This window comes from Aestuariirhabdus haliotis (assembly GCF_023509475.1).
Taxonomy (GTDB): domain Bacteria; phylum Pseudomonadota; class Gammaproteobacteria; order Pseudomonadales; family Aestuariirhabdaceae; genus Aestuariirhabdus; species Aestuariirhabdus haliotis.
The window spans coordinates 19322-43321 of sequence record NZ_JAKSDZ010000005.1; the positions used below are offsets into that span (position 1 = coordinate 19322).

Here is a 24000-nt window from a genome sequence, read left to right on the forward strand (position 1 = left end):
AGTGCCATCGACTAATAAGAGAATGGATAAAACTTCCAGTAGGACTTCACTTGCTGCCAACGGTGGGCCAGTCCTTCCGGCTCAAAAATCAGGAACAAGATAATCACCAAACCAATACTCATCTCTTTTAAATACGCCAAACCGTCGGTAAAGGCGGTACTGCCACCCCAGCTGGTTGCCGATAGCAGACCTACTATGCCTTCGAGCATTTCCGGCAACATGACCATAAATATGGTTCCCATCAAGGCGCCCTTTACCGATCCTAGACCACCAATAATGATCATTGCCAGGAACTGAATCGACATCAAAATGGTAAAGCCTTCGGCGGAAACAAAGCCCAGATAATGGCCATAGAGTGCACCACCAATACCGGCATAAAACGAAGAGACACCAAAGGAGAGCAAGCGATATTTTGTCAGGTTAATGCCCATAATTTCGGCAGAGAGATAATGATCCCTGACCGCGACAAAGGCCCGACCATCGCGAGTTCGCATCAAGTTAGTGCCCCACAAATACATGGTCACCAGAGCAAACAGGGCGATATACCAGAAGCTTTGATCATTGGTAAACTCATAGCCAAAAATGGCTACTGGCGGCGCCGCCGCACCATAAGAGCCACCGGTAAACCAGTCAGCACGAGCAAAAAAGTCTTCCAGAATAAATTGTGCTGCGAGAGTCGCAATGGCCAGATACAGCCCTTTGATGCGAGCCGCCGGTGAGCCAAAGATCATACCAACGATCATTGTCATATAACCGGCCAGCGGAATGCAGAAAAATACCGGAATACCAAAGCTGTTGTGCAACCAGGCCGATGCAAAGGCGCCGAAGCCGAAAAACGCGCCGTGGCCCAAAGAGATTTGCCCGGTAAATCCAACCAGAATATTGAGGCCGAGCGCTGCAATACCCAAGTAAGCCACCTGAATGCCGAGAGTCAGGAAATAGGCATCAAGAATAAAAGGAGCCAAACAAAGCAAGGCTATTGTTGCTATGGCCAAATAAAGCGTCGTGCGTGTTTCGAAGATAGTTCTATCTTCAGCATAACTGGTGCGAAAATCACCACAGGGTCTCATTGATACAGTCGACATATTGGTTCTCCCTAGATCCGCTCGATATCTTTGGTCCCGAACAGACCATAGGGTTTAATACAGAGGATAATGATCAACACGTAGAAAGGTGCAATCGAATACAGGTTGCCTACATGCAAATATTGGCTATCGATAAACTCGGCCACATTTTCCAGCACACCAATAATCAGGCCACCGACCACACCGCCAACAATGGAATCCAGACCTCCCAGAATCACGGCGGGAAACACTTTGATACCAATCACCGACAGCGCATCGGATACGCCATTAACCATGCCGATAACAATACCGGCGGTTGCCGACACGACCGCAGATATCGCCCAGCTCATGGCAAACACCCGCTTAACTGAAATACCCAGACTCTGTGCCACCTGCTGGTCGAACGCTGTCGCCCGCATAGCGAGGCCCATTCTGGAATGCTTAAAAAACCAGTAAAACGAGGCCATGATCACGATCGAGATCACCAGGCTCATAATATAGGCAAATTCAATATTGAGACCGGCAATTGTCACGACTTCGGTATCAAATACGCGAGGATAACTTTCCGCCGAAACACCGAAGATCCATTTCATCAGCGCCTGGAAAAATATCGACAATCCGATCGTGACCATGATGACTGAAATGATCGGCTCTCCGATCAAGGGGCGAAGCACAATGACTTGCAACAACACGCCGAACGCCATCATGAACACCAGTGTTAGCAAGAACCCTATAAAGAAAGGTAACTGAAAATGCACCAGAAAGGCCCAGCAAACCCAGGCACCGATCAGTAGAAACTCGCCCTGAGCAAAATTGACAATCTGGGTCGATTTATAAATCAGTACGAAACACATCGCGATCACGCCATACAGCATGCCAACAATAAGGCCGTTCAATACCAATTGAAGCAATAATTCCCAATTCATGAAGCGATCCTCCGTGCTTTCTCCGTCGATTGGCTAGATGCAGACTGAGCATCATCCGCAGCAATCAACTCCTCCACCTTCAACGATGTTTTAATTCGCGACCTTGTCCCATCCTGAAAGGTAATCACCGTATCGACATCCACATGATCAGAGCCGGAGTAGATGGATTCGATAATATCTTCGTATTTTTCTCCAATGACTCCCCGTCGAACTTTTCGGGTTCGAGTCAGTTCGCCATCATCAGCATCAAGCTCCTTGTACAGCAACAGAAACCTTTTAATGCGCTGGGCTTCGGGTAGAGTCTGGTTGACGGAGTTCACCTCATCACGCAGTAATTCATACACCGCTTCATGTGCTGACAGGTTGGTATAGTTGGTAAAAGCCAAGCCTCTCTGTTCAGCCCATTTGGAGACAACACTGAAGCGTATGCAAATAATGGCGGAAAGATGAGGTCGCTGGTTACCCAACACCACCGCCTCGGCAATAAAGGGCGAAAACTTGAGTTTGTTTTCAATAAATTGGGGTGAATATCGGTAGCCTTGATCGGTTTGAGCCAGATCTTTAAGGCGATCAATCACCACCAGATGCTGATTCTCTTGCTTAAAATAGCCCGCGTCGCCGGTATGCATCCAACCATCTTTGACATCATCCTGGTAAGCCTCGGCGTTTTTATAATAACCACTGAACATACCGCTGGTTCGAGCGATGATCTCGCCCACACCATTATCATCCGGGTTGATGACTTGAATCTCAGCATTATCGAACACCATCCCCACGCTGTCGTAGTCGATATCATTGCCACGATGAATCGTATAGGCACCACATAGTTCGGTCTGGCCATAGAGTTGGCGCAGAGGCACACCAATTGCCTGAAAAAAACGAAAAGTATCTGGCCCCATGGCAGCACCGCCGGTCGCGGCACTGCGCAGATGAGTGAAACCCAGGCGATCCCGAAGTGCCCGTAACAGTATCCATTCGGCCAAACGAGAACGGTCTCCCTTGTCGAGCGCCTTATACGCACGCTTCATACCCCATTCATACAGTTTTTGTTTCAAGGGCGTGGAGTCGAGCATGCGAGCACGCACGTCAGCAACAATGTTTTCCCATACCCGCGGTGCCAACAAGACGAAATGCGGACCAATTTCTCGAAGGTCCGCCATCAGAGTCTCTTGCTCTTCCACAAAGTTGACAATTTGCCGACTGATCAGGCTTTGTCCCACTGCGTACACTTGCTCCATAATCCAGGGCAGTGGCAGAACAGATACGTAATTATCACCAGGCGCTTTGCCATCAGCTCGCAAGTAAGCCGCACAATGGTTCAGAAATGACCCCGAGTGCAACATGGCCATTTTAGGCTTGGAGGTGGTGCCTGAGGTAGTGCAAAGTATTGATAAATCCTCACCTTTTGTCGCATCCACCAGCGAGGCATAAGCCAGCGGATTTTCACGATCCAGTTCTCTGCCGATGTCATAAAGCTTTTCGACATCCAGCAATCTTGAATCTTCATATTTGCGCATGCCCCGAGCATCGCAATAAACGATAAATTCAACAGAAGGAATTTGCTCGCCCAGTTCAAGTAGCTTGTCACATTGTTCTTCATCTTCGGCAATAATGACCCTGGCCTCGGCATAATTGATCAGGTAAGCCACCTCTTCATGCATTGAGTCCTGATAGATCCCGAGCGAAGAGCAACGCAGCGCATGCGCCGTCACCTCACCCCAAATCCATTCAGGACGGTTCTCACCTAGCAAGCCAATCACATCGCCTTGATTGATACCCAACGACTGCAAACCCAGGGTCATCCATTTGACACGATCGTTGTAATCTGACCAGGTGAATTCATTCCAGATGCCGAACTCTTTTTCCCGCATCGCAACCTGGTCGCCAAAGCTGGCGGCGTTATAAGCCAATACTTTCGGAAAGGTATCGAAGCGTTCGACATCGACATAATCGGTCTTCAAGGCTGTCATTATGCAACCTCCTCGTCATCGCTCGGAATCGAATCATCTTCACCTAGATAAGCTTTTTGAACATGTTCATTCGCCATCACTTCGTCGGGCATGCCTTCGGCCACTTTCTTACCAAAATCCAACACCATCACACGATCAGAGATATCCATGACGACGCCCATATCATGTTCAATCATCGTTACCGTCATACCAAACTCTTCATTCAGATCCATAATGTAACGAGCCATATCCTCTTTCTCTTCCAGATTCATTCCCGCCATGGGCTCGTCCAAAAGAATCAAATCTGGCTTGAGAGCAATCGCCCGGGCCAACTCCACGCGTTTACGCAGACCATAGGACAGCGTTCCCGCAACAGCTTTGCGTATATGAGTAATTTCCAGAAAGTCGATAATGTCTTCGACTGCACGTCGATGTGCCAACTCTTCGCGCTTGGCTGGAGAAAACCAGTACAAGGGTCCGGTGAAGAAATTGTTCTTCAGCATATGGTGACGCCCGACCATAATGTTATCGAGCACGGTCATATGTCCAAACAGAGCAAGGTTTTGAAAAGTCCGACCAACACCCAGTTCCGCACGGGCATTGGGTTTTAAACGGGTCACATCTTTTCCAGCAAACAAAATTTGACCTTCATTCGGCGAGTAGCGTCCCGACACACAATTAAGCATCGACGTCTTACCCGCACCGTTGGGGCCAATAATAGAGAAGATCTCACCTTTGTTGACCGAGAAACCAACGTCCGTCAGTGCCTTAACGCCACCAAACCTGAGCGATACATTCTCTACTTGTAATAAGGGGGTGGTGCTCATAGCGATGTGCCTCCCAAAGAAAAGGAGGTGGATTGTTTAACAAAAGCGCTATTTCCTGAGCCTGACTCCGGGTTAACGGTCGCAGGGGGATTCCCAAGCAAGCCGCCCAGACCGCAAGGCTGCCCAATAACCGTTGTACGATACATAGCATCCATATTATGACCCTGTTTGTTGTTATTTTTTCACTGGGTGTCATCGATTATGCCAGCCCCGCGTAGCGCAGGGATTGATTATATTGCCTAAGAGATGGACAATATTGCGATTAATGATCAGGATAGCCCAAGCCCTGAGCTAACGGTCCCCACAACACTATAGACTTTAGGAGCAGGACGGTGGAGACAATCACACCCGATCCGGAAAAGTTGATTGAGCTGGTTAATGAACGCATGCCATTCGGAAAATATCAGGGATGGCGCCTGAAAGACCTACCAGAACCCTATCTGGTTTGGTTCAACCAGCAAGGGTTCCCCAAGGGGCGGCTTGGGCGGCAACTGCAATCATTGTATGAAATCAAACTGAACGGTCTTGAGACCCTGTTGGACGGCCTCGCAACCAAGCTTAGCGACCAAAACTAGAAGGCGGCCGATGTTCGTTTCCATGACCGCGAATGACAAATACCAACAGCCGATCCCCCTCCCGACGTTGGGCTACTGACCCGGCTCTTCGATGTACTCCCAACCTCTACTGGTATAGATCCAGCTCGACCCATTGACGACACTGAAGCGAAAAATCACCAGTCCCTGGGACGAATCTGTCAGTTGCAGCCGATAACTGGGGCTTTCATAAAGGTTTTTACTGCCAGTTTCATTCATCGCAAGCCAGGCACTGCCATCGAAATGCCAGGTATTGCCACTGAGGGTATTCAGCTTCAGGGTGACCGGCTGGCCGTCCAGAGCCGAGCTGGCACTATAGAGTTCAAAATCACCTTCCGGTTCTGCGTACGCAAGCTGGCAGGACAAACCGACCAACATCACCGCCATTACTGCCCACTGCCTGAATTCCACTCTCTACTCCTTGGCTAATACTGCAATTGTTGCCCGTTACTCCCGGCTAGCGATATGATGACAAAAGCATCGACACCTGATATCCCTTGCCCCATGGGCAGCCAGATAAGCGTTGTCAGGCTATCAAGCCATCAACACTCCGCCTTGGCCGAGTGCCTGTTTAACTTACCCCGCCGGGGAAATAATGCAACCATGAGTGATCAGCCTACCGACCCGGAACTCAATAAGAGTGATATTCCTGCCGACGGCACCACCACTAATGGCGTTGATGAGCCTACGTCCGTCAAGCGCACCGTGCGTGAAGAGCTCAATACACCGGCACATCAACGAATTGAAGAGGAATTTGAAGAGGCTTGCGCGCGACTGTCCGAGCTGGATTACGAATTACTGGGCATGACGAATATGCCCTCCGAAAGTGATCTTGAAGATGCCCGCCACTATCGCTCCATCTGGCATAGTGCATTGATGGCGGTCAGCGCACTGTTGATTCTCTGTATTCTGGATTACCTGCCAGCATGGCTCGGCGGTATCACCAGTGCATTGTTATTTGCCCTGGCAGTTGGCTACTTTGATGGACTGATACCGATCATCCCCGGGGGCAACCGTTATGTACACTTATTACGCCAACGGCAGCGTTACCACCTAAGGCTTCGCGACTATGTTCGCCAGCTCGAAGGCAGCTACGGTTACATCCACACCTTGCAGCCCCTGCAACAACTGAATCCGAATCTGGAAAAGCACTATTTCAACAAGCTCTGCTCCCTGTCCCGTAAAGGACTGCTGGCACAACAAATCAGCTCGCTAGAAAATTTGCGCCTTTACTACCAGTTTCTTATTGAAGCCGGTAATGCTAACCAGATACGCGAACAACTTAAATTGAAGGAGCAAATGGAGCAGGAAGCCCAGAACATGGCTCCACCGGAAGCAGAGCCGGTGCCCACCGCCGAAAACATGGCAGAACCAACCGATGACAGCGCTACCAGCCCATAATATACTTCGGGTGCGCGACACCTAAATATAAAGACAACAACTCAAGCGCGATCAGGGGATATAATGCTGTCCGTACGACCAGTGAAAAGTGCTGCGGATGTCGCTGCGATCGAACAGGTTCCGATTGAGGATCGGGGGCTACCCAATAGCACCTACCAACTGTTACAGGATGCAGCCCGGCTCTACGGCAAAAAAACTGCCATCAGTTTCCTGATGTCGGGCAACTGTAATGAAAAACCCCTCGATATCAGTTATTACCAACTCTTTCATCGAATTACCCAGACCGCTAACGCGCTCTATCGGCTTGGCATCGAATCAAAAGATGTCGTGTCTACCCTGCTTCCCAACCTGCCCCATAGCCATTATGCCATCTGGGGTGGCGAAGCAGCGGGCATCGTCAATCCAATTAGCCCTCACATCGCTACGGACCAGGTCGTCGCGATCATGAATGAGGTCCAGTCGAAGGTACTGATTACCCTGGCCCCCTACCCGGGCAGCGATTTATGGCAGAAAGCACTGGAGATTAAAAAACGGGTCTACTCACTCCGGGCCATCCTCATTGTCGACCCGGTCAATCTGTTACCACTGCCCCGACGCGCTCTGGTAACTATGCGCCGCAAGTTACCACGCATGCAGGGGGTGTATGACTTCGATAAAACCATTGCCCGCTGCCCCTGCGACATGCTGGAAAGCCATCGCCAAATACGCCCTCAGGATATCGCGTCCTATTTTTATACCGGCGGCATGACCGGCACTCCCAAGATCACCCCCCATACCCACCGAAACCAGGCGTCCATGGCGCTTATGATTAATACTATGCTGGGTTTTCAGCCCTCCCGTGTGGTCCTCAGCGGCCTTACCCTCAGCCATGTGAATGCCATTATCATTCCGGGCCTGGCCCCTTTTATGGCGGGCTCCAGGGTGTTGATACCCGGGATGCAAGGATACCGCGGGGAACGGGTCATCCAGCGATTATGGGCACTCATCGAGCAATACAAGGTCGATGTAATCAATGGTGTACCCGCCTTTTACAAACGCGCGGTAACCGTTGCAACTGAACAGCACAAACTGGACAGCGTGCGCTTTGCCCTCTGCGGTGCCTCTCACCTACCGGTCAAACTGATCGAGCAGTTCCAGCAGCATTGCGGTATCCCATTGCTAGAGGGATATGGATTGACCGAAGGCACCTGCGTAAGCTCGGTCAATCCCCCTGGGGCCCCGGCGAAACCAGGATCAATCGGAATTCGCATGCCCTACTCGGAAATGAAAGCTGTCATTCTCGACGAATACCAACGATACCTTAGGGATTGTGCCGACAATGAGATCGGTCACATCCTGATTCGTGGCCCTCATGTCTTCCCCGGATACATCCAGCGGGAAAAAAACCAGCATGTCTGGATTGGCAACAATGGCTGGTTCGATACCGGCGACCTGGGCCGCTGTGATGAACAGGGGTATTTCTGGCTACATGGCCGCAGCGAAGAACAGGTAAGCCAGCCCGGCCATTCCCGGGACCCACACCCCATAGAGACACAGCTACAGCAATACCCCGGGGTAGCCCAGGCGGCTGCCGTGGGCCGAACAGATGCAAAGGGCAACCATGAGGTCGTCGCATTCATCACTGCAGCAGAGGGTAAAGAGCTCTGTCTAGAGGATATTAGAGACGCCTACCATGAGCGCGCAGAAGCCCATCTGCCGCCCCTGCCCTTTGTCTACCAGCTCCCTCAAATGCCAGTGACCCATGGTGGCAAGGCGGATCGACATTCACTTCGCAAAGAAGCCCTGTGCCGGCTGTTCAAAGAACTATTAGGTGACCTGAAAGAACAAGCCGATATCTGCGTAGATATCACAACCAATGACCAACTCGAGCAAGTGGCTCGGATCAGGGGGTTAGCGGGCAGCAACCGATCGGTGCAGCAGCAAGCCAGGGCGCGCCTCAAGGTACTTCCTATCCGCACTGAGCTGATATAATCACCACCTTACTTTCCCTGCTTCACTTTTCAGGTAGTTTCATGCCCTATACCGCCTCTGCGCTCCCGCTTGACCAACTGAATCATTGGCAACAAATCGCTTTCCTGTGCGCCCTTGGGGAGCACAGCTTGCCTAACTACCAACTGTTTTCAGAACTGTGCGACAGCGGAGATCCTGCCGTTCTGCGGCAAAACCTGAATCTTCTGTGGGATTGCGCAGCCGGCATTCAAAGCGCTAAAAACTTCGAGAAACAGGTGGACCTGCTGGAGGAGAACACACCGAACCCCACTCACTTTGATAGCTATGGCGCCAGACCCGCACTCGACAGCTGTGTCCTGATCTCGGCCGCACTCTCCTGTGCGATGAAAGCCAGCCTGGATGACTGCCAGAGCGCCAGCATTCTTTCCTTGGCGACAGTGGCCGAGTTTCTGGAGTTTTCCGGCGCCCTCGAAACCGATAGCGATCAGCCCGCACCACTGCAAGACCAGGACCTCTATCAACAGGAACAGGCATTTCAACAGCTGGTTTGCGATCGATTACTGGCTCACAAGACACCGACCAAGGCCTTTATCAAACAGCTGCGAGAGCTGGCGCATAATGATGGCGTCAGCCATATCGGTATCAGCGTCGATTAGCGGGTTAACTGACTGCATATTGTGATCCTATCCACATTCACACAATAACCATTCCACCACCCCCTGATGCTGGGAAGAGGTTCACTGCAACACCAGACAAAGAACCTATACTGGCGCCACTTTTACTCTTCTTGCTTTTGCCAAAAGGAATCCCATGGCCAGTGACTCCATCAGTTTAAAACAGATATCTCGCCTTCACCCTATGCAGTTACTGGGTAAGCCCGCGCAAAAACAACTGATCGAAATCGCCCTGCAAATCAAGGTAAAGCAGGGCAGCATGGTGCTCAAGAAACGCAAGGAACTCACCAGCTACAGCTATTTATTCAAGGGCAAGGTAGAGCTGCGGCACTCCTTTGATGATCGCCGCCTGCTAAGCGTCGAGGACGAAATGGCGCTGCAACCCCTGGAAGATCTTATCGACATTGGCGCCAGCATCCGCGCCCTGGAAGAGTGTGTGATACTTCGCTTCGACCGGGACTTTATCGACAACCTGCGCACATCCTCATCCCCCGCCTCATCCCCCGTGGATAGCACCTACGGTGTCGTCAGCATCGAAGGCGATGCCAACTATCTCGACAGTTCGATGATTGATGATGATTACCAGGAAGACTGGACGCTGCAGTTGCTGGACTCACCACTGGCCCGCAACCTGAAACCCACCGCCTTGCATCGATTAATGGCAAAGTTAGAGCGGGTCGACGTAAAGCTTGGCGATCAGCTGATAGAACAAGGCCAACGGGCAGACTACTTCTATATCCTGATCAGTGGCGAAGCGGCCCTGAGCACAGATTTGCATGGCCCCTTCAATGGACAAACCATCAACCTGTCTGAAGGTACCCACTTTGGCGAAGAAGCCCTACTTGGCGATACCCTCAGGAACGCCACGATTAAAATGACTTCCGATGGCGTGGTTGGCCGTCTCAACCGCCAACAGTTTCTGGAAGTGTTCTCAGAATCCCTGTTGCCAACGCTACCCGAGCAACAATTTAATCAACTGCTCGAACAAGAGGAGATCGCCTGCCTGTTACTGGATGTCCGTTTCCGTGAAGAGCTGCGCGATGATACACGCGAGAACGTCCTGAATATTCCCATCAGCCGCCTGCGTAGCGCCTTACCACAACTGAACCGAGGCACTACTTACCTGCTCTCGGCGCAAGGTGGACCGCGTAGCGAATTGGCTTGTTGTATTTTACGCCAGCACGACTTCAGCGCATTCCTGCAGGCTCCTGTAGAACAGCCAGAGACAAAGAAAACTGCCTAAGAGGAAGTAAAAATCGACTACTCTGAGGAAAAGGGGGAGTCGATTATGGGTTCTGAAATAGACCGCACCGAATTTACCAACGAGGATTACGAACGGTTTCGTCGCCGCCTGCAGGAAAACCTTGGCCAGCTACGTCTACTGCTCAATAAACCGGGTTTTGGCGACGGCCCTCCCAGTTTCGGTGCGGAGCTGGAACTCTATATCATCGATAACAGCGGCCAGCCGATGCCGATCAACCAGCAACTCGCTGCGGCCGCTGATGACCCTGACCTGTCCCTGGAGCTGAACCGCTTCAATATCGAGTACAACTTCCCCCCGATTCTTGGCAGCCAAACACCTTTTAGCGATCTGAAACAACAGATCGATACCGCACTCAAGCGCCTCAATCAGACCGCCCAAACCCTAGGTGCCAGAGTCATCCCCATCGGCATCCTGCCCACGTTACAAATGAGCCAAATGGGCCGTGCGGCCATCACCGACAGCGCTCGGTACCATGTTCTGGCCGAAACCCTGCGAGCACAGCGGGGAGAAGATTTTTTTATTCACATTTGCGGCCAGGATGACCTGAAGATGCGCTGGCAGGAGATCTCTCTGGAAGGTGCCAACACCTCATTCCAGTACCATTATAGGGTCAACCCGTCTGAATTTGCCGACGCCTACAATGCGGCACAGATGGTCACGCCCCTGTTGGTTGCTTTGGGAGCAAACTCCCCCCTGTTTCTGGGACACCGGCTCTGGCATGAAACCCGAGTGGCTCTGTTCAAACAGGCGATAGATCCACGAACGGATGCGCCAATACACAGAAGTTTGCCTTCCCGGGTTTACTTTGGTCACCGCTGGGTCAACGACGGAATTTACGAGTTACTCGCCGAGGGTGTGTCTCTATTTCCTCCAATTATGCCGATCACTGAAGATGAAAAACCCTCGCTCCACAACGGCAAACACTGCCCTTCATTAGCGGAACTACGCCTGCACCAGGGAAGCATCTGGGTCTGGAATCGACCCATTTTTGATCCGGCGGGAGGCGGACACCTGCGTATTGAATTGCGCTCCTTTCCTGCAGGTCCCACTTCCCAGGATATGGCAGCCCTGGCCGCTTTTGGTATTGGCCTGATCGAAGGTCTTCGGCCCAAGATGAAAACCCTGATAGAGCAGGTGCCCTTTAGTATTTGCGAACAAAATTTCTACCGCGCGGCCCGAGAAGGCATTAAAGCCAAGCTGATGTGGCCCCAACCCGAGACAGGGACGCTTGCCGACGCCACGCTGAATCAACTGGTCAAACTGCTGTTACCCGTGGCCCGTCAAGGTTTGCAGGGTCTTGGCATTGAAAAAAACGAGAGTGATCATCACCTGAACCTGATAGAGCGGAGTGCCGATATATCGAGAAATGGCGCGCTTTGGCAATTACAGAGTTTGCAACAGCTTCGTCAGAGCTATAAACCTTCGGCAGCCCTTTCAGCCCTGGTTGACGCCTATTTTGATCGTCAACAAGGCAACTTACCCGTATGTGACTGGAGATTGGCGGATGGATGACTATGAAACCCTGCATAGAATAGAGGGGCTTTCGAGTCTTACCTTAGAAGAGAACCCACTGGGCTTTTTGCGTCAGCTACCCGGACCCTGCGCAATCTGGCTAGAGGGTGAGGATCCTTCACGTACCCGTGCAGTCTGCACCCTACTACATGGTAATGAACCCTCAGGCTGTGATGCCATATGGCATTTTATAAAGCGCGGACAGCAGCCTAAAACGAACTGTTTGTTGGTCATCGCCTCGGTGCAAGCCGCCCTGACTCCCCCCCTATACAGTCACCGTATGCTCCCCCAGCACCGGGACCTTAATCGCTGTTTTCGCCCGCCTTTTGATGATTCTCGAGGCAACCTGGCACAACAAATTCTTGCCGTTATCGAAGACTACCAACCCGAGGCATTACTCGATATTCATAATACCTCGGGCTCTGGTCCGGCTTTTGGTGTCTGCGTTAATGGTGATATGCGGCACCGCGCCCTGGCGTCTCTTTTTACCCACGACCTGATAGTCACCGATCTCAGGTTAGGCGCCCTTATGGAACTGGGGGAGGATCGGCAACCAACGGTCACCATTGAGTGCGGAGGAAGCGGAGACCCTGCCGCCAACCTGGTCGCGCGTGAAGGCATTTTTCGGTTTCTGTGCAGTGACCAGGTCCTCAGTAGTACCGCCGCCAGCTCAGTGACCACCTACCCTAACCCATTGCGTCTGGAACTGGCTGAAGATACCTGCCTCCGATACAGTGACGACCCCAAGACCACGGGTGACCTGATTCTGGCCACCGATGCCGAGGCACTGAACTACGGCACGGCCTCCGCTCAGGAACCCATCGCCCGACTTGGCCCCAAGGGTTTCGATAAACTGCGCATAAATGGGCCCGAGGGAGAAATGCCGGTATCCCGTTACTTCGAAGCCCGCAATGGCAAGCTCTATACACGTGGTCCCACTCGGCTGTTTATGGTGACTACACGAGAGGAAATAGCCCTCAGTGATTGCCTATTCTACTTTATGAGTTGATAGCCTTCGGGCCAGCATCGGGTCACTTTTCAAAATTTTCTCGAAGCTCTCGAATCCGCGCAGCATTGGCCCCCAGATCACTACGCCCTATTCTGGAAGCCGAACGCATATCGATCCGCGCCCCACTGCCGTAAGGCTGAATTCGAATCACCAGATCATCCTTAAAACCAAACAACCAACTGGTAATCACCGCTTCGAGACGGCCCCGAGCCGGGTCATCATCGACTAACACCCAGCCTCGAGCCTGAATCATCGCCTTTAACCGGATAAAAGCCTGCTCGGGATTGGTTTCGGTGATCACTGGCAACAAATCCGGATAGCCAGCCCGTTGCTGAGCCGCTACCGATTCACCTTCATAAATCACCGAATGATCCTGGCTGGAACGCAATGCCGCCACCGCATCAAATTGGGGAGGATTCGCAAGATCGGTGGTCACATCATGAATAAATGGGTAGTTCTTGGCCTTATATCCCTGAAAGCCGTATAGCCCCAGAATGAGCAAAGCGCACAGTAACATCCAGCAGCCCTGGGTGACCCATGAACGTTCACGCTGGTAACCGGCAAGCAAAATAAAAATAGCAGACAGAACAATGACCAGTAACGCCACCACCACATTGGCTTTCAACAGCGTAAAGGAAACACTGAAATCCCAGAATTTCATACGAAAGCCCGCCACCGCGATGGGAAAGAGAGATACCGTCAGTATCATGGCAAGTTTTGATAACTGTCCCAGTCGTTCCGTTCCAGACACTCTGATTTCCCTCAATGGTGTCGTACACTCATATTTAGCCAAAAAGTATAGTACATGAATGCTTTGAGAAAGTTGAAAGCGAATGTCTGTCCAGTAAAACCCGGTCATCTCGCCGATCTATGCTGTCGCAGCCGGTTATCGTACCCTATGCGACTCATCAATCCGTTACCACATTGGAAGCCCCATGACACCGGCAGTCAACGCAGCTAAACGCGCCAAAATTGAATTCAACCTGCATCAGTATGAGCATGACCCTGATACCAACAATTATGGTAATGAAGCCGTGGAAGCTCTTGGATTATGCTCTGACCGGGTGTTCAAGACATTAGTGGCCGACTTGGCCGGAGAGCTCGTTGTGGCCGTTGTCCCTGTTGCCTGCCAACTCAACCTGAAGGCCCTGGCCAAAGCCATGGGTGCGAAAAAAGCCACGATGGCCGATATCACCAAAGCCGAACGATCCAGCGGTTATGTCGCCGGAGGGATCAGCCCTCTGGGCCAGCGCAAGGCATTGCGAACCTGTATCGACAATACAGCCTTCGGTTTTGACTCAATATTTGTCAGCGCGGGCAGGCGCGGGCTCGAGATCGAGTTGACAGCCTGCGACCTTCAACAGCTGACCCGCGCCACCTCCGCAGCAATCGCAGACCGTTAACTTCTGTTCCTATCGCCGCCCTTCGCACAACTCAGCGGTCACTTGCATTAAAAAATGAATCATGGTTCACTTTATGAATAAAATGAACCGAGATTCACTTCATGGCCTATCGAGCAACCCCGGCGACCGAAGCGCGAAAAAAGGAAGTCCATCAGCGTCTATTGCACAGCGCTTTCAAAATCGTCTCCAGAGAGGGTTTTAGTGGGCTCAGCATTAGCGCGGTTGCCCGCGAGAGCAATCTGGCAACAGGTACGCTGTACCGCTACTTCCGCAATAAGGCTGAACTGTGCGTTGCGCTTTTCTCTTCTGCCTCTCAGCATGAGGTGGATCAGGTCGCCGAGGCTGCCATGCGGCACGAGGACGCTGCCGCCAATCTGGCTGACGCCATAGAGACCTTTTCCCGGCGCGCCCTGAGCAATCCACGCCTGGCCTGGGCACTGATTGCCGAGCCTGCGGACGCTCTGGTCGATAAAGCGCGACTGAGTTATCGCGAGGCCTATGCTGACGTTTTCGCTCAAATATTGCAGCAAGGTATCAGTCAACAGCGCTTTGATTGCGACCAGCCCGGCTTGATCGCCTCAGCCCTGGTCGGGGCGTTGTCCGAGTCGTTACTTGGGCCCCTCAGCACCACCTCTGCTCACTCCGATCACAACAGCAGCATCCAGCAACTGCAGCGTTTTTCCCTGCAAGCCCTGAACTGCAATCCCTTACCCCAACTGACAGGAGAATCCCGATGACAGGCTCCGATTACCTTGCCGAAACCCACGAGGTCACCAATACACCGCCGCCTCTGCAAGACTACAATCTATACCTGCAAGATACCGCTCTGAAGGAAGCCCTCGAGCGAGAAGGTGCGGGTTGGGCAACGGAGCAGTTAAGCCAATACGGGAAGCTCACGGGTACAGCAGAGATGATCGAATGGGGGCATCTGGCCAACCGTCACAAACCCGAATTCAATACCCACGACCGTTACGGGCACCGTATCGATCAGGTGGATTTCCACCCCAGTTATCACCAGTTGATGGACAGGGCCATCAGTGCAGGCTTGCCCTCCTCTCCCTGGACCCACCCCAAACCCGGAGCCCATGTTGCTCGAGCCGCACTCAATTATTTGCAATCCCAGGTCGAGGCCGGCCATGGTTGCCCTTTAACCATGACCTTCGCGGCGGTTCCCTCACTGCTCAAACAACCTGATATCGCCGAGCGCTGGTTGCCCCTGATCCATTCCGGGCGCTACGATCCCAGCAACCGACCCGTAACGGAGAAACAGGGCGCCACCATCGGCATGGCAATGACCGAGAAGCAGGGCGGATCGGACGTTCGAGCGAACTCAACCCGAGCCTATGCCGTCGACAAAAGCGGCCCCGGAGAGTGTTACCAACTGGTGGGGCATAAGTACTTTGTTTCGGCCCCCATGAGTGATGCTTTTTTAATGCTGGCCTATACCGACAAAGGCCTGGGCTGCTTTTTAGTACCTCGCTGGCTCGATGATGGTCGTAAAAATGCCCTGCAGATTCTGCGCTTAAAAGAGAAAAGCGGTAACGCCTCAAACGCCTCTTCCGAAGCCGAATTGCGAGGTGCCCAGGGTTGGCTGATTGGTGAAGAGGGAAGAGGCGTTGCCAATATTCTGGAGATGGTTGCCCTGACGCGATTCGACTGCATGATTGGTTCTGCTGCCGGTATGCGCCAGGCCAGCGTACAGGCACTGCATCATTGCCACCACCGCTCGGCATTCGGCAAGCTACTCGACCAACAACCCCTGATGCAAAATGTGCTGGCCGATCTGGCCATCGAAAGTGAAGCCGCCATGGTCATGGCCATGCGGATGGCGCGCGCACTGGACAGTAATACGGAACGTGACGCTTTGTTGATTCGTCTGGGTACTGCTGTCGGCAAATACTGGATCTGCAAACGCACCCCCGGGCACGCCTATGAAGCGATGGAATGCATTGGCGGTAGCGGCGTTATGGAAACCACGATTATGCCTCGCCTGTATCGGGAAGCACCGGTCAATGCCATCTGGGAAGGCAGTGGTAATGTGCAAGCCCTTGATATGCTGCGCACCTTGCACAAGGAACCCGAGGCTCTGGAAGTGCTTCGCGATGAGATTCTACAAGCGAAAGGCCTGCACGAAACCTTTGATCGTTTTATTGCACCGCTGGATAAACTGTTTAGTCGACCGGAAGAGCTTGAATACCGTGCCCGCCATATCATTGGTCAGTTGGCATTAGCCACCCAGGCCAGCTTATTACTGCGCGCCGATAACGAACTGGTTGCGGACGCCTTTTGTCGTTCTCGATTAGCAACGGAAGGCTGGCTGTATGGGAATTTGCCAAGCGGCATCAATTGCCAGGCGATCATCGAACGCGCTCGCCCTGTGTCATAGTCAATAAAAAAAGCACAGTGCCAACACACTGTGCTTTTTGCATTCAATCACCATTATGCAGGTAGAGCTTAAACAGCCTTTACACTGTTTTTTACTTGCGCTTGATTGGCTTTAAAGAGTACCTGCAATCTCTTTGGCCAATTGACCCAGAAGCATTTTTTCCGCCTCAACCAGCATTGCATAACCATCATCGCTCATCGCCTGGGTGGCAGACCAACGATGATCCTCTCGAACTCGCTCACCATCAATCACACGCACTATTTGCCAATAAGCGTCCAACACGGCTTCGCCCTGGTTATTACCGTGCAACTGATCGATATCCACCATCAAACGCGTTTGTTCGGCCCCGCTACCTTCGGTGCCGCTATGCACCATTTTACCTGAGCTTGCTGCCACCTCATTGGCCAGAAATTTCATCAAGCTATGACGCAAAGGTTCAGCCCAGCGATGATACTCAGCGATATAGATTTCACCGTTTTCAAGTTCCATAACCAACCGGTCCTGATTGATATAGGTCGCCACATCGACCGAGACCAAGACCACTTCGGCGTCAGACACCGTATCACCAGTAAGGGAAGTAGCGTCCGAGCGCAACAGGTAATGGCTGGTCGGTGTGGGCGATGAAAAACAGCCTGCCAACAGGGTGCAAACAACAGCTAGTAGAAAAATTCTCATTAGTTACGGGCCTCCGGAATCCGGTCTTCTTCCCTGGGTCTTGGCAACATAGTCGCGGTATCTTTCAACGAATCGGTCAACGCATCCATATTTTGCAAGGTTTTATGGAGCTCATACAGAGTGCTCTCCATATCCTTGTAAATAGGTGAATCGGGAGACACTCCCTCTAGCGTTGTTCGCAAAGAAACCAGGCTAGCCAGCAACTCTTTATAGGCTGGAGAGTCCGGTGAGATACCTTGCATAGCGACACGCAGGGCGCTCAGGGTTTGCGACAATTGCTCGGGTATTTCCTGAGTCTCTCTGGCCCGGAGCAAGTTATCCATCGACTGCATAGAGTTGCCGAGTTCGGTGATGGCGTCATTGGCTGATCTGACGGTCTGATCCAACGGCAATTGATCGAGCTTGTTCATAAACGAAGATACCGACATCATAACGCTATCCAGCCCAACCACAATCGTTGGTACTACGGGATAGTTCAGGAACGTTTCAGGTTCCACCGGTGCTTCAGCGTGGTAAAAATCGAGGGAAATATACTTACTACCGGTAATCAGATTACCCGACTGCAGAGTCCCCCTGAACCCATGCTCAATATTCTCCTGAATTTCGTCTTTGATAAAATCTATTGATTCAAGACTGTCTGCCATGCCAAACCGGCCGGGCTCAACATAAACCAGCACCGGGATAGGTGCCCCATGCCTACGATCATCCATATGAGCAAACTCATTAATCATAATACGTACCACCCTTCCCACCGAGACACCTCGATACTTCACCGGGGCATTTTCTTCCAGGCCGCTGATATCCTGATTGAAACGAAGCACAAAATAGGTGCCGTGTTCATAGGTCAGCTCTATCGACGCCTGCTGGGACTCGTACAACCAAAACTCATCGTTATTCTTAATGGGCAATCCTTTACCCAAGGCAGGTAGGCTTTGGAAAGCAATCCCCCCTGAAATGATGCTCTCAAGCGACCCGGTGCTAATACTAAAGCCCTCAGCAGAAGCGTTGATAGAAATGCCGCTAACATCCCAGAACCTCACCGAAGTGTTCACAAAGTTATGGTATGGCGCATCAATAAAGATACCGTATTTTATTTTACCGGTAACTTCATCCAGCTCTCGGGATTCGACCCTTCCGACCTGATAGCCCTGAAATAGTACCGGATTACCGACATCTATCGCCGCCTGAGAGGCATTCAGAACCAACCGGACCCCTGGAGCGCCGGCCCTGGTTTGCGGAGGAGTTTCCAACCCTATATAGGATCGCTTACCCGCTTTGCCCTGGCCCGGAGCAAGTTGTATGTAGGCGCCCGATAGAATAGTGCCCAGCCCCCGAATACCACCGGCACCAATCTGAACACGTTCGACCCAGAACCTGGAATCTTCCCGCAGCAACTCGGTGTACTGTTTATTCAACCGAACCCCCACTTCGACACCCGACAAATCTTCCTTGAGAGCAATGGACTCAACCTGCCCTACCTCTACATTGAGCAGTTTCAATTTGGTTTTTCCAGCAACCAGATCATCGGCATTGGAAAAACTGATCGTCACCTCAGGACCCTGGTTTAGATAGCTAAAAACAACCATCCCCGCTCCTAATACAGCTGCCAGGACCGGAACAATCCAGATAGCCGAAATCCCCTTTTTGGTGCTCACATCGGGTTTCATATTAGTCATCCGTATTTTCCATCTCATCCCATAGCAATCGTGGATCAAAGCTTTCTGCCGCCACCATAGTGATAATAACAACCGCCGCAAAAGCGGTCGCGGCAATACCTGGCTGGATACTGAGCAGCCCCCCAAGGCTCACCAGCGCCACCAGTATAGCGACGACAAACACATCCACCATCGACCATTTGCCAATAAACTCGGTAGCACGATACAAAACACTTTTGCTTTTCGTGCGCTTAACATTACCCTTATGGGCACACCAACATAGATAATACATAGCCATCAGTTTTCCAGATGGGATCATGACACTGGCGATAAATATAACAGCAGCGATCGGCGCCGAGCCCAGCTCTATCAAGAGAATAACACCACCCAAAATAGTACTCGGCAGCGCAGTACCCAGCTGATCCGTAATCATAATCGGAAAAATATTGGCGGGAATATAGAGCAGCGTAGCCGTCACCAGAAGTGCCAGGGTTCGTTGTAAGCTGTTGGGTTTTCGCAGATGCGTGGGGGAGCCACAACGCGGACAATCCTGTACATCTTGTGGCGCCAGCTTCAGGCAGATATGGCAGCATGCAAGCTGTTGGGAAGCGGCGCTGGTTCTTGTTCGCATCAGTTCTGACCTTCCATCAGGCGCTCAACCGCCGTCCAAAGCTGTAAACGGTCAAGGTTGGACAATGTCAGTGTGAAGGTAATAGAAAATGCTGCATAGGAAAAAAAGGACAAACCCAGCACCACGGTCGCCATTGCGGCAATCTTAACCAGACTGACAATGACACCGATGATAAACACATCCACCATGCACCAGCTGTGTACAGTAAAGATAATTCGAGCAATATCTGGCAACCAAGACACGCGCTGCTTCACCAACAGCGGCACACAGAGTAACAATACCAACAGCATCACCAACATGGGCAGCACGACAATAAACGCCCCGACCAGAAACGCCAGCTCAGGCATTCCATAGAGATAGAGCCCACGTACTGTGCCCGGCAAAGTGGTGACATTTTCCAGCCCGGATGATTTAAACGCCAGAAAAGGAAAGGCACAAGACATTGCCAGAAGAATCAACGAGGATAACGCATAAGCGACCACACGGCTCAGGCCATCGACCTTGCGTCTCGAGAGAAAGCCGCCACAGACCGGACAAGTAGCCTTTTCCCCATAAGCCAACTCAGACATATCAATCAGGCTGTCACAGGACAGGCAGGCAATATGGGTTTCTATTATATTTGCTTGATTCATTCCCCCCCCTGCTCCTTCCTATAGTAGCAAATAGAGGAAGGAAGTCGACCTTACCACATCTCACCTATCAATCCTGAAGCAAGACCCAACGGCCTTAAACCCGCGGACACAAAAAACGGCCCGAAGGCCGTTTTTTGATAAGTGCGATCACTCCCATTCGATGGTCGCCGGAGGCTTGCTGGAAACATCGTAGGCCACACGGGAAATACCCGAGATTTCGTTGATAATTCGATTGGAGACTTTCTCCAGCAGTTCATAGGGCAGATGCGCCCAACGCGCTGTCATAAAGTCGATAGTTTCGACCGCACGGAGTGACACAACGTATTCATACCGTCGACCATCACCCACCACGCCGACAGACTTAACGGGTAAGAATACGACAAACGCCTGACTGACTTTATGGTACCAGTCAGCATTATGCAGCTCTTCGATAAAAATCGCGTCAGCACTGCGCAGCAATTCGGCGTATTCTTTCTTCACCTCGCCAAGAATTCTCACCCCCAGACCAGGCCCCGGGAAAGGGTGGCGATACACCATATCGTAGGGCAAGCCAAGTTCAAGGCCCAGCTTGCGGACTTCGTCCTTGAACAACTCTCTCAGAGGCTCGACCAGATCCATTTTCATATCGTCTGGCAAACCACCAACATTGTGGTGAGATTTAATGACATGGGCCTTACCGGTTTTGGCGCCAGCGGATTCGATAACATCGGGATAAATAGTCCCTTGTGCCAAGAAGTGAACATCTTTCAACTTACTGGCTTCATCATCGAACACCTCGATAAAGGTATTGCCGATAATCTTGCGCTTCTGCTCGGGATCATTAACACCGTGCAGCTTACCCAGGAAAAGATCTTCCGCGTCAACACGAATCACTTTGACGCCCATATTTTCGGCAAACATGGCCATCACCTGGTCGCCTTCGTGCAAGCGCAACAAGCCGTTGTCGACAAAGACACAGGTCAGCTGATCACCGATGGCTTTGTGTAATAAAGCCGCAACTACCGAGGAATCGACACCGCCGGACAAACCCAACAAGACTTTATTATCACCGACCTGTTCACGAACCCGCTCGATAGCATCATCGACAATGTTGGAGGCTGTCCACAGAGCTTCACAACCTGCGATGTCACAAATAAAGCGCTGCAGGATACGTGCACCCTGTTTGGTATGGGTGACTTCAGGGTGGAACTGGACGCCGTAAAAATGTCGACTCTCATCTGCCATGCCGGCGATCGGGCAACTGTCAGTCGAAGCCATCACTTCAAATCCGGAAGGTATCTCAGATACTTTATCACCGTGACTCATCCAGACATCCAGAGACAGAACACCGGTGTCACTAACGTGATCTTCGATGCCTTTCAGCAAGCTGGCCTGACCTTCCACATTGACCTGGGCGTAACCAAACTCGCGCAAGTTAGAGCTTTGCACTTTGCCTCCCAACTGCTCGGCCATGGTCTGCATGCCATAGCAGATACCCAATACCGGTACCCCCAGCTCGAATACAACATCAGGACAGCGAGGGGTGTCATCCCCTGTAACCGACTCCGGGCCACCCGCCAGAATAACGGCACGGGGATTAAAGCTACGGATTTCATCCGCCTCCATGTCAAAGGCATGAAGCTCACAGTACACACCAATTTCTCGTACCCGACGAGCAATCAACTGTGAATACTGGGAACCAAAATCGAGAATTAGAATTCGTTGGGCATGAATATCGAGTGACATCGTGGATCTCTTAACAGTAGAGCCAAAAACTAAGGCGGAGAAAATCTCCGCCCATTTGATTTACCTATCGCGATTAACCGACGCGATAATTAGGTGCTTCCTTGGTGATGGTGACGTCATGCACATGACTCTCACTCATACCCGCCGAAGTCACTCGCACAAACTCAGGAATGGTCCTCATCTGCTCGACATCGGCACAGCCGGTATAGCCCATGGCAGCTCTCAACCCTCCCATCATCTGATGCACAATTGCCGCCATGGGGCCCTTGTAGGGAACACGCCCTTCGATGCCCTCGGGTACCAGTTTTTCAACGCCCTCTTTGGCATCCTGAAAGTAACGATCGCTGGAACCGGCACTCTGCGACATGGCGCCCATGGAGCCCATACCACGATACGATTTGTAGCTTCGACCCTGATACAGCTCAACCTCTCCGGGAGCCTCCTCGGTACCCGCCAGCATGCTGCCCATCATAACCGCGCTAGCACCCGCCACAACGGCCTTGGCGATATCACCGGAGAAGCGAATACCGCCGTCGGCGATCACGGGAATTTCACGCTCACGCATCGCTTCTGCAACATTGGCCACCGCCGAGATCTGAGGCACACCAATACCCGTCACGATACGAGTGGTGCAGATAGAGCCAGGACCAATACCGACTTTGACCGCATCCGCACCGGCGTCTGCCAGGGCAATAGCGGCCGCCGCTGTCGCAATATTGCCGCCGATCACCTGCACGCCAGGAAAGTTTTTCTTAACCCAGCGAACCCGCTCGATCACACCTCGAGAATGGCCATGGGCGGTATCGACTACAACCACGTCGACACCCGCTTCGGCCAACGCCTTAACACGGTCACCGGTTTCGGCTCCGGTTCCGACGGCAGCCGCCACACGCAAACGCCCGTGCTCGTCTTTACAGGCATTGGGGTATTCCTGAGCTTTCTTGATATCTTTCACGGTCATCATACCGACCAGCTTGAACTTGTCATTAACGACTAGCACTTTCTCGATACGGTGCTGGTGCAGCAGGGCACGAACGGTTTCTTGATCGGCACCTTCTTTAACCGTAACCAACTGTTCTTTCGGGGTCATGATACTGGCGACGGTTTTGCTCATATCTTCCACAAAACGCACATCACGACTGGTCACGATACCGACCAGCTCGCCACCTTCCATCACCGGCACACCAGAGAATTTGTGTTGACGAGTCACCTCTATCAGTTCCCGAACCTTGGCACTGGACTCAATCGTCACCGGATCTTTGACCACACCGCTTTCATATTTTTTTACCGCGCGTACTTCACGGGCCTGCTCTTCGATGGTCATATTCTTATGAATAACACCGATACCGCCCTCCTGAGCCATGGCAATGGCGAGTCGGGATCCGGTAACCGTATCCATGGCAGAAGAGAGAACGGGAATATTCAGGGTGATATCACGAGTCAATTTAGACTGTAGTGATACTTCTTTGGGTAACACTTCCGAATAACCGGGTAATAACAAAACATCATCAAAAGTCAGTGCTTCTTGAGCAATACGCAGCATAGCAAGTCCCGAAACCGTGGTGAGAAGGTGGGCGAAATAAAATTTTCCCATTATAACTGCTGACCCAAAGGCTAACAATATAGGTATTTCTACATAGACGCCGATTGTGCTCAGGGGGTCGATCCCTCTTCTCCCCCGTTAACACGACATTTCCAGTCAATTAAAGCCCGCCATAGGCAAG

General features: G+C 51.9%; 22 protein-coding genes. 10 read left to right on the forward strand and 12 right to left on the reverse strand.

All coding sequences use genetic code 11. The features are described 5' to 3' along the window. Positions 1-11: 11 nt before the first annotated feature. The 4 genes from MIB40_RS05795 to MIB40_RS05810 are packed head-to-tail and all read right to left on the reverse strand — an operon-like array spanning position 12 to position 4766. Positions 12-1085, reverse strand: coding sequence for a branched-chain amino acid ABC transporter permease (locus MIB40_RS05795; protein WP_249691882.1), 1074 nt, complete (start codon positions 1083-1085; stop codon positions 12-14). A gap of 11 nt (positions 1086-1096) precedes the next feature. Then, positions 1097-1990 carry a branched-chain amino acid ABC transporter permease gene (locus MIB40_RS05800; protein ID WP_249691884.1) on the reverse strand — a complete coding sequence of 298 codons (894 nt, stop codon included), beginning with the start codon at positions 1988-1990 and terminating at the stop codon, positions 1097-1099. After that, on the reverse strand, positions 1987-3960 hold the full coding sequence (locus MIB40_RS05805; RefSeq protein WP_249691885.1) for a long-chain fatty acid--CoA ligase: 1974 nt from the start codon (positions 3958-3960) through the stop codon (positions 1987-1989). Before MIB40_RS05805 ends, MIB40_RS05800 begins: the two co-directional genes overlap by 4 nt. Then, positions 3960-4766 carry an ABC transporter ATP-binding protein gene (locus tag MIB40_RS05810; RefSeq protein ID WP_249691887.1) on the reverse strand — a complete coding sequence of 269 codons (807 nt, stop codon included), beginning with the start codon at positions 4764-4766 and terminating at the stop codon, positions 3960-3962. The genes MIB40_RS05805 and MIB40_RS05810 overlap by 1 nt, the downstream gene beginning before the upstream one ends. 332 nt (positions 4767-5098) lie before the next feature. Between MIB40_RS05810 and MIB40_RS05815 the strand changes: the two genes are divergently transcribed. Further along, positions 5099-5341, forward strand: a complete 243-nt coding sequence (locus MIB40_RS05815; protein WP_319941626.1) for a DUF3820 family protein — start codon at positions 5099-5101, stop codon at positions 5339-5341. Between the two features lie 72 nt (positions 5342-5413). On the opposite strand, the gene MIB40_RS05820 is transcribed toward MIB40_RS05815, so the two are convergent. Further along, a complete protein-coding gene (locus MIB40_RS05820) occupies positions 5414-5770 on the reverse strand; it encodes a hypothetical protein (RefSeq protein WP_249691889.1) in 357 nt (118 codons plus the stop codon). Between the two features lie 192 nt (positions 5771-5962). Between MIB40_RS05820 and MIB40_RS05825 the strand changes: the two genes are divergently transcribed. The 6 genes from MIB40_RS05825 (at position 5963) to MIB40_RS05850 (ending at position 13169) form a co-directional block, all read left to right on the forward strand. Next, entirely contained in the window at positions 5963-6760 is a 798-nt protein-coding gene (locus MIB40_RS05825; protein ID WP_249691891.1) for a hypothetical protein, read from the forward strand. 63 nt (positions 6761-6823) lie between these two features. Beyond that, positions 6824-8731 (forward strand): AMP-binding protein, encoded by a 1908-nt coding sequence (locus MIB40_RS05830; protein ID WP_249691892.1) that lies wholly within the window; start codon positions 6824-6826, stop codon positions 8729-8731. A gap of 41 nt (positions 8732-8772) precedes the next feature. Beyond that, entirely contained in the window at positions 8773-9366 is a 594-nt protein-coding gene (locus MIB40_RS05835) for a DUF416 family protein (protein WP_249691895.1), read from the forward strand. 154 nt (positions 9367-9520) lie between these two features. Next, a complete protein-coding gene (locus MIB40_RS05840; protein ID WP_249691896.1) occupies positions 9521-10627 on the forward strand; it encodes a cyclic nucleotide-binding domain-containing protein in 1107 nt (368 codons plus the stop codon). Positions 10628-10672: 45 nt separating this feature from the next. Then, on the forward strand, positions 10673-12160 hold the full coding sequence (locus tag MIB40_RS05845) for a glutamate--cysteine ligase family protein (protein ID WP_249691898.1): 1488 nt from the start codon (positions 10673-10675) through the stop codon (positions 12158-12160). Continuing rightward, a complete protein-coding gene (locus tag MIB40_RS05850) occupies positions 12153-13169 on the forward strand; it encodes a M14 family metallopeptidase (RefSeq protein ID WP_249691899.1) in 1017 nt (338 codons plus the stop codon). Before MIB40_RS05845 ends, MIB40_RS05850 begins: the two co-directional genes overlap by 8 nt. 22 nt (positions 13170-13191) lie before the next feature. On the opposite strand, the gene MIB40_RS05855 is transcribed toward MIB40_RS05850, so the two are convergent. Next, the gene (locus tag MIB40_RS05855) at positions 13192-13920 is read right to left on the reverse strand and encodes a DUF1499 domain-containing protein (protein ID WP_249691901.1); all 729 of its coding nucleotides are present in this window, start codon (positions 13918-13920) and stop codon (positions 13192-13194) included. A 184-nt stretch (positions 13921-14104) separates the two neighbouring features. Between MIB40_RS05855 and ybaK the strand changes: the two genes are divergently transcribed. The 3 genes from ybaK (at position 14105) to MIB40_RS05870 (ending at position 16958) form a co-directional block, all read left to right on the forward strand. Continuing rightward, positions 14105-14572 (forward strand): Cys-tRNA(Pro) deacylase, encoded by a 468-nt coding sequence (ybaK, locus tag MIB40_RS05860; protein ID WP_249691903.1) that lies wholly within the window; start codon positions 14105-14107, stop codon positions 14570-14572. Between the two features lie 101 nt (positions 14573-14673). Further along, the gene (locus MIB40_RS05865) at positions 14674-15309 is read left to right on the forward strand and encodes a TetR/AcrR family transcriptional regulator (protein WP_249691905.1); all 636 of its coding nucleotides are present in this window, start codon (positions 14674-14676) and stop codon (positions 15307-15309) included. Beyond that, on the forward strand, positions 15306-16958 hold the full coding sequence (locus MIB40_RS05870; RefSeq protein WP_249691907.1) for an acyl-CoA dehydrogenase family protein: 1653 nt from the start codon (positions 15306-15308) through the stop codon (positions 16956-16958). The genes MIB40_RS05865 and MIB40_RS05870 overlap by 4 nt, the downstream gene beginning before the upstream one ends. Positions 16959-17069: 111 nt before the next feature. Here MIB40_RS05870 and MIB40_RS05875 read toward each other — a convergent pair whose 3' ends face one another. From MIB40_RS05875 to guaB, 6 genes are all read right to left on the reverse strand, one after another. Then, positions 17070-17633 (reverse strand): PqiC family protein, encoded by a 564-nt coding sequence (locus MIB40_RS05875; protein ID WP_249691909.1) that lies wholly within the window; start codon positions 17631-17633, stop codon positions 17070-17072. After that, positions 17633-19309 (reverse strand): PqiB family protein, encoded by a 1677-nt coding sequence (locus MIB40_RS05880; protein WP_249691911.1) that lies wholly within the window; start codon positions 19307-19309, stop codon positions 17633-17635. Before MIB40_RS05880 ends, MIB40_RS05875 begins: the two co-directional genes overlap by 1 nt. Continuing rightward, positions 19302-19919 carry a paraquat-inducible protein A gene (locus MIB40_RS05885; RefSeq protein WP_249691913.1) on the reverse strand — a complete coding sequence of 206 codons (618 nt, stop codon included), beginning with the start codon at positions 19917-19919 and terminating at the stop codon, positions 19302-19304. The genes MIB40_RS05880 and MIB40_RS05885 overlap by 8 nt, the downstream gene beginning before the upstream one ends. Continuing rightward, positions 19919-20551 (reverse strand): paraquat-inducible protein A, encoded by a 633-nt coding sequence (locus MIB40_RS05890; RefSeq protein ID WP_249691916.1) that lies wholly within the window; start codon positions 20549-20551, stop codon positions 19919-19921. Before MIB40_RS05890 ends, MIB40_RS05885 begins: the two co-directional genes overlap by 1 nt. A 147-nt stretch (positions 20552-20698) precedes the next feature. Then, positions 20699-22276, reverse strand: coding sequence for a glutamine-hydrolyzing GMP synthase (guaA, locus tag MIB40_RS05895; RefSeq protein ID WP_249691925.1), 1578 nt, complete (start codon positions 22274-22276; stop codon positions 20699-20701). 73 nt (positions 22277-22349) lie between these two features. Next, complete coding sequence (gene guaB / locus MIB40_RS05900; protein WP_249692140.1) at positions 22350-23819, reverse strand: IMP dehydrogenase; 1470 nt, start codon at positions 23817-23819, stop codon at positions 22350-22352. Positions 23820-24000 lie beyond the last annotated feature (181 nt).

Excerpts from the sequence above, each read along its gene's own strand:
- MIB40_RS05795 (WP_249691882.1), bottom strand. The coding sequence starts at position 1,085 with ATGTCGACTGTATCAATGAGACCCTGTGGTGATTTTCGCACCAGTTAT.
- MIB40_RS05800 (WP_249691884.1), bottom strand. The coding sequence starts at position 1,990 with ATGAATTGGGAATTATTGCTTCAATTGGTATTGAACGGCCTTATTGTT.
- MIB40_RS05805 (WP_249691885.1), bottom strand. The coding sequence starts at position 3,960 with ATGACAGCCTTGAAGACCGATTATGTCGATGTCGAACGCTTCGATACC.
- MIB40_RS05810 (WP_249691887.1), bottom strand. The coding sequence starts at position 4,766 with ATGAGCACCACCCCCTTATTACAAGTAGAGAATGTATCGCTCAGGTTT.
- MIB40_RS05825 (WP_249691891.1), top strand. The coding sequence starts at position 5,963 with ATGAGTGATCAGCCTACCGACCCGGAACTCAATAAGAGTGATATTCCT.
- MIB40_RS05830 (WP_249691892.1), top strand. The coding sequence starts at position 6,824 with ATGCTGTCCGTACGACCAGTGAAAAGTGCTGCGGATGTCGCTGCGATC.
- MIB40_RS05835 (WP_249691895.1), top strand. The coding sequence starts at position 8,773 with ATGCCCTATACCGCCTCTGCGCTCCCGCTTGACCAACTGAATCATTGG.
- MIB40_RS05840 (WP_249691896.1), top strand. The coding sequence starts at position 9,521 with ATGGCCAGTGACTCCATCAGTTTAAAACAGATATCTCGCCTTCACCCT.
- MIB40_RS05845 (WP_249691898.1), top strand. The coding sequence starts at position 10,673 with ATGGGTTCTGAAATAGACCGCACCGAATTTACCAACGAGGATTACGAA.
- MIB40_RS05850 (WP_249691899.1), top strand. The coding sequence starts at position 12,153 with ATGGATGACTATGAAACCCTGCATAGAATAGAGGGGCTTTCGAGTCTT.
- ybaK (WP_249691903.1), top strand. The coding sequence starts at position 14,105 with ATGACACCGGCAGTCAACGCAGCTAAACGCGCCAAAATTGAATTCAAC.
- MIB40_RS05865 (WP_249691905.1), top strand. The coding sequence starts at position 14,674 with ATGGCCTATCGAGCAACCCCGGCGACCGAAGCGCGAAAAAAGGAAGTC.
- MIB40_RS05870 (WP_249691907.1), top strand. The coding sequence starts at position 15,306 with ATGACAGGCTCCGATTACCTTGCCGAAACCCACGAGGTCACCAATACA.
- MIB40_RS05875 (WP_249691909.1), bottom strand. The coding sequence starts at position 17,633 with ATGAGAATTTTTCTACTAGCTGTTGTTTGCACCCTGTTGGCAGGCTGT.
- MIB40_RS05880 (WP_249691911.1), bottom strand. The coding sequence starts at position 19,309 with ATGACTAATATGAAACCCGATGTGAGCACCAAAAAGGGGATTTCGGCT.
- MIB40_RS05885 (WP_249691913.1), bottom strand. The coding sequence starts at position 19,919 with ATGCGAACAAGAACCAGCGCCGCTTCCCAACAGCTTGCATGCTGCCAT.
- MIB40_RS05890 (WP_249691916.1), bottom strand. The coding sequence starts at position 20,551 with ATGAATCAAGCAAATATAATAGAAACCCATATTGCCTGCCTGTCCTGT.
- guaA (WP_249691925.1), bottom strand. The coding sequence starts at position 22,276 with ATGTCACTCGATATTCATGCCCAACGAATTCTAATTCTCGATTTTGGT.
- guaB (WP_249692140.1), bottom strand. The coding sequence starts at position 23,819 with ATGCTGCGTATTGCTCAAGAAGCACTGACTTTTGATGATGTTTTGTTA.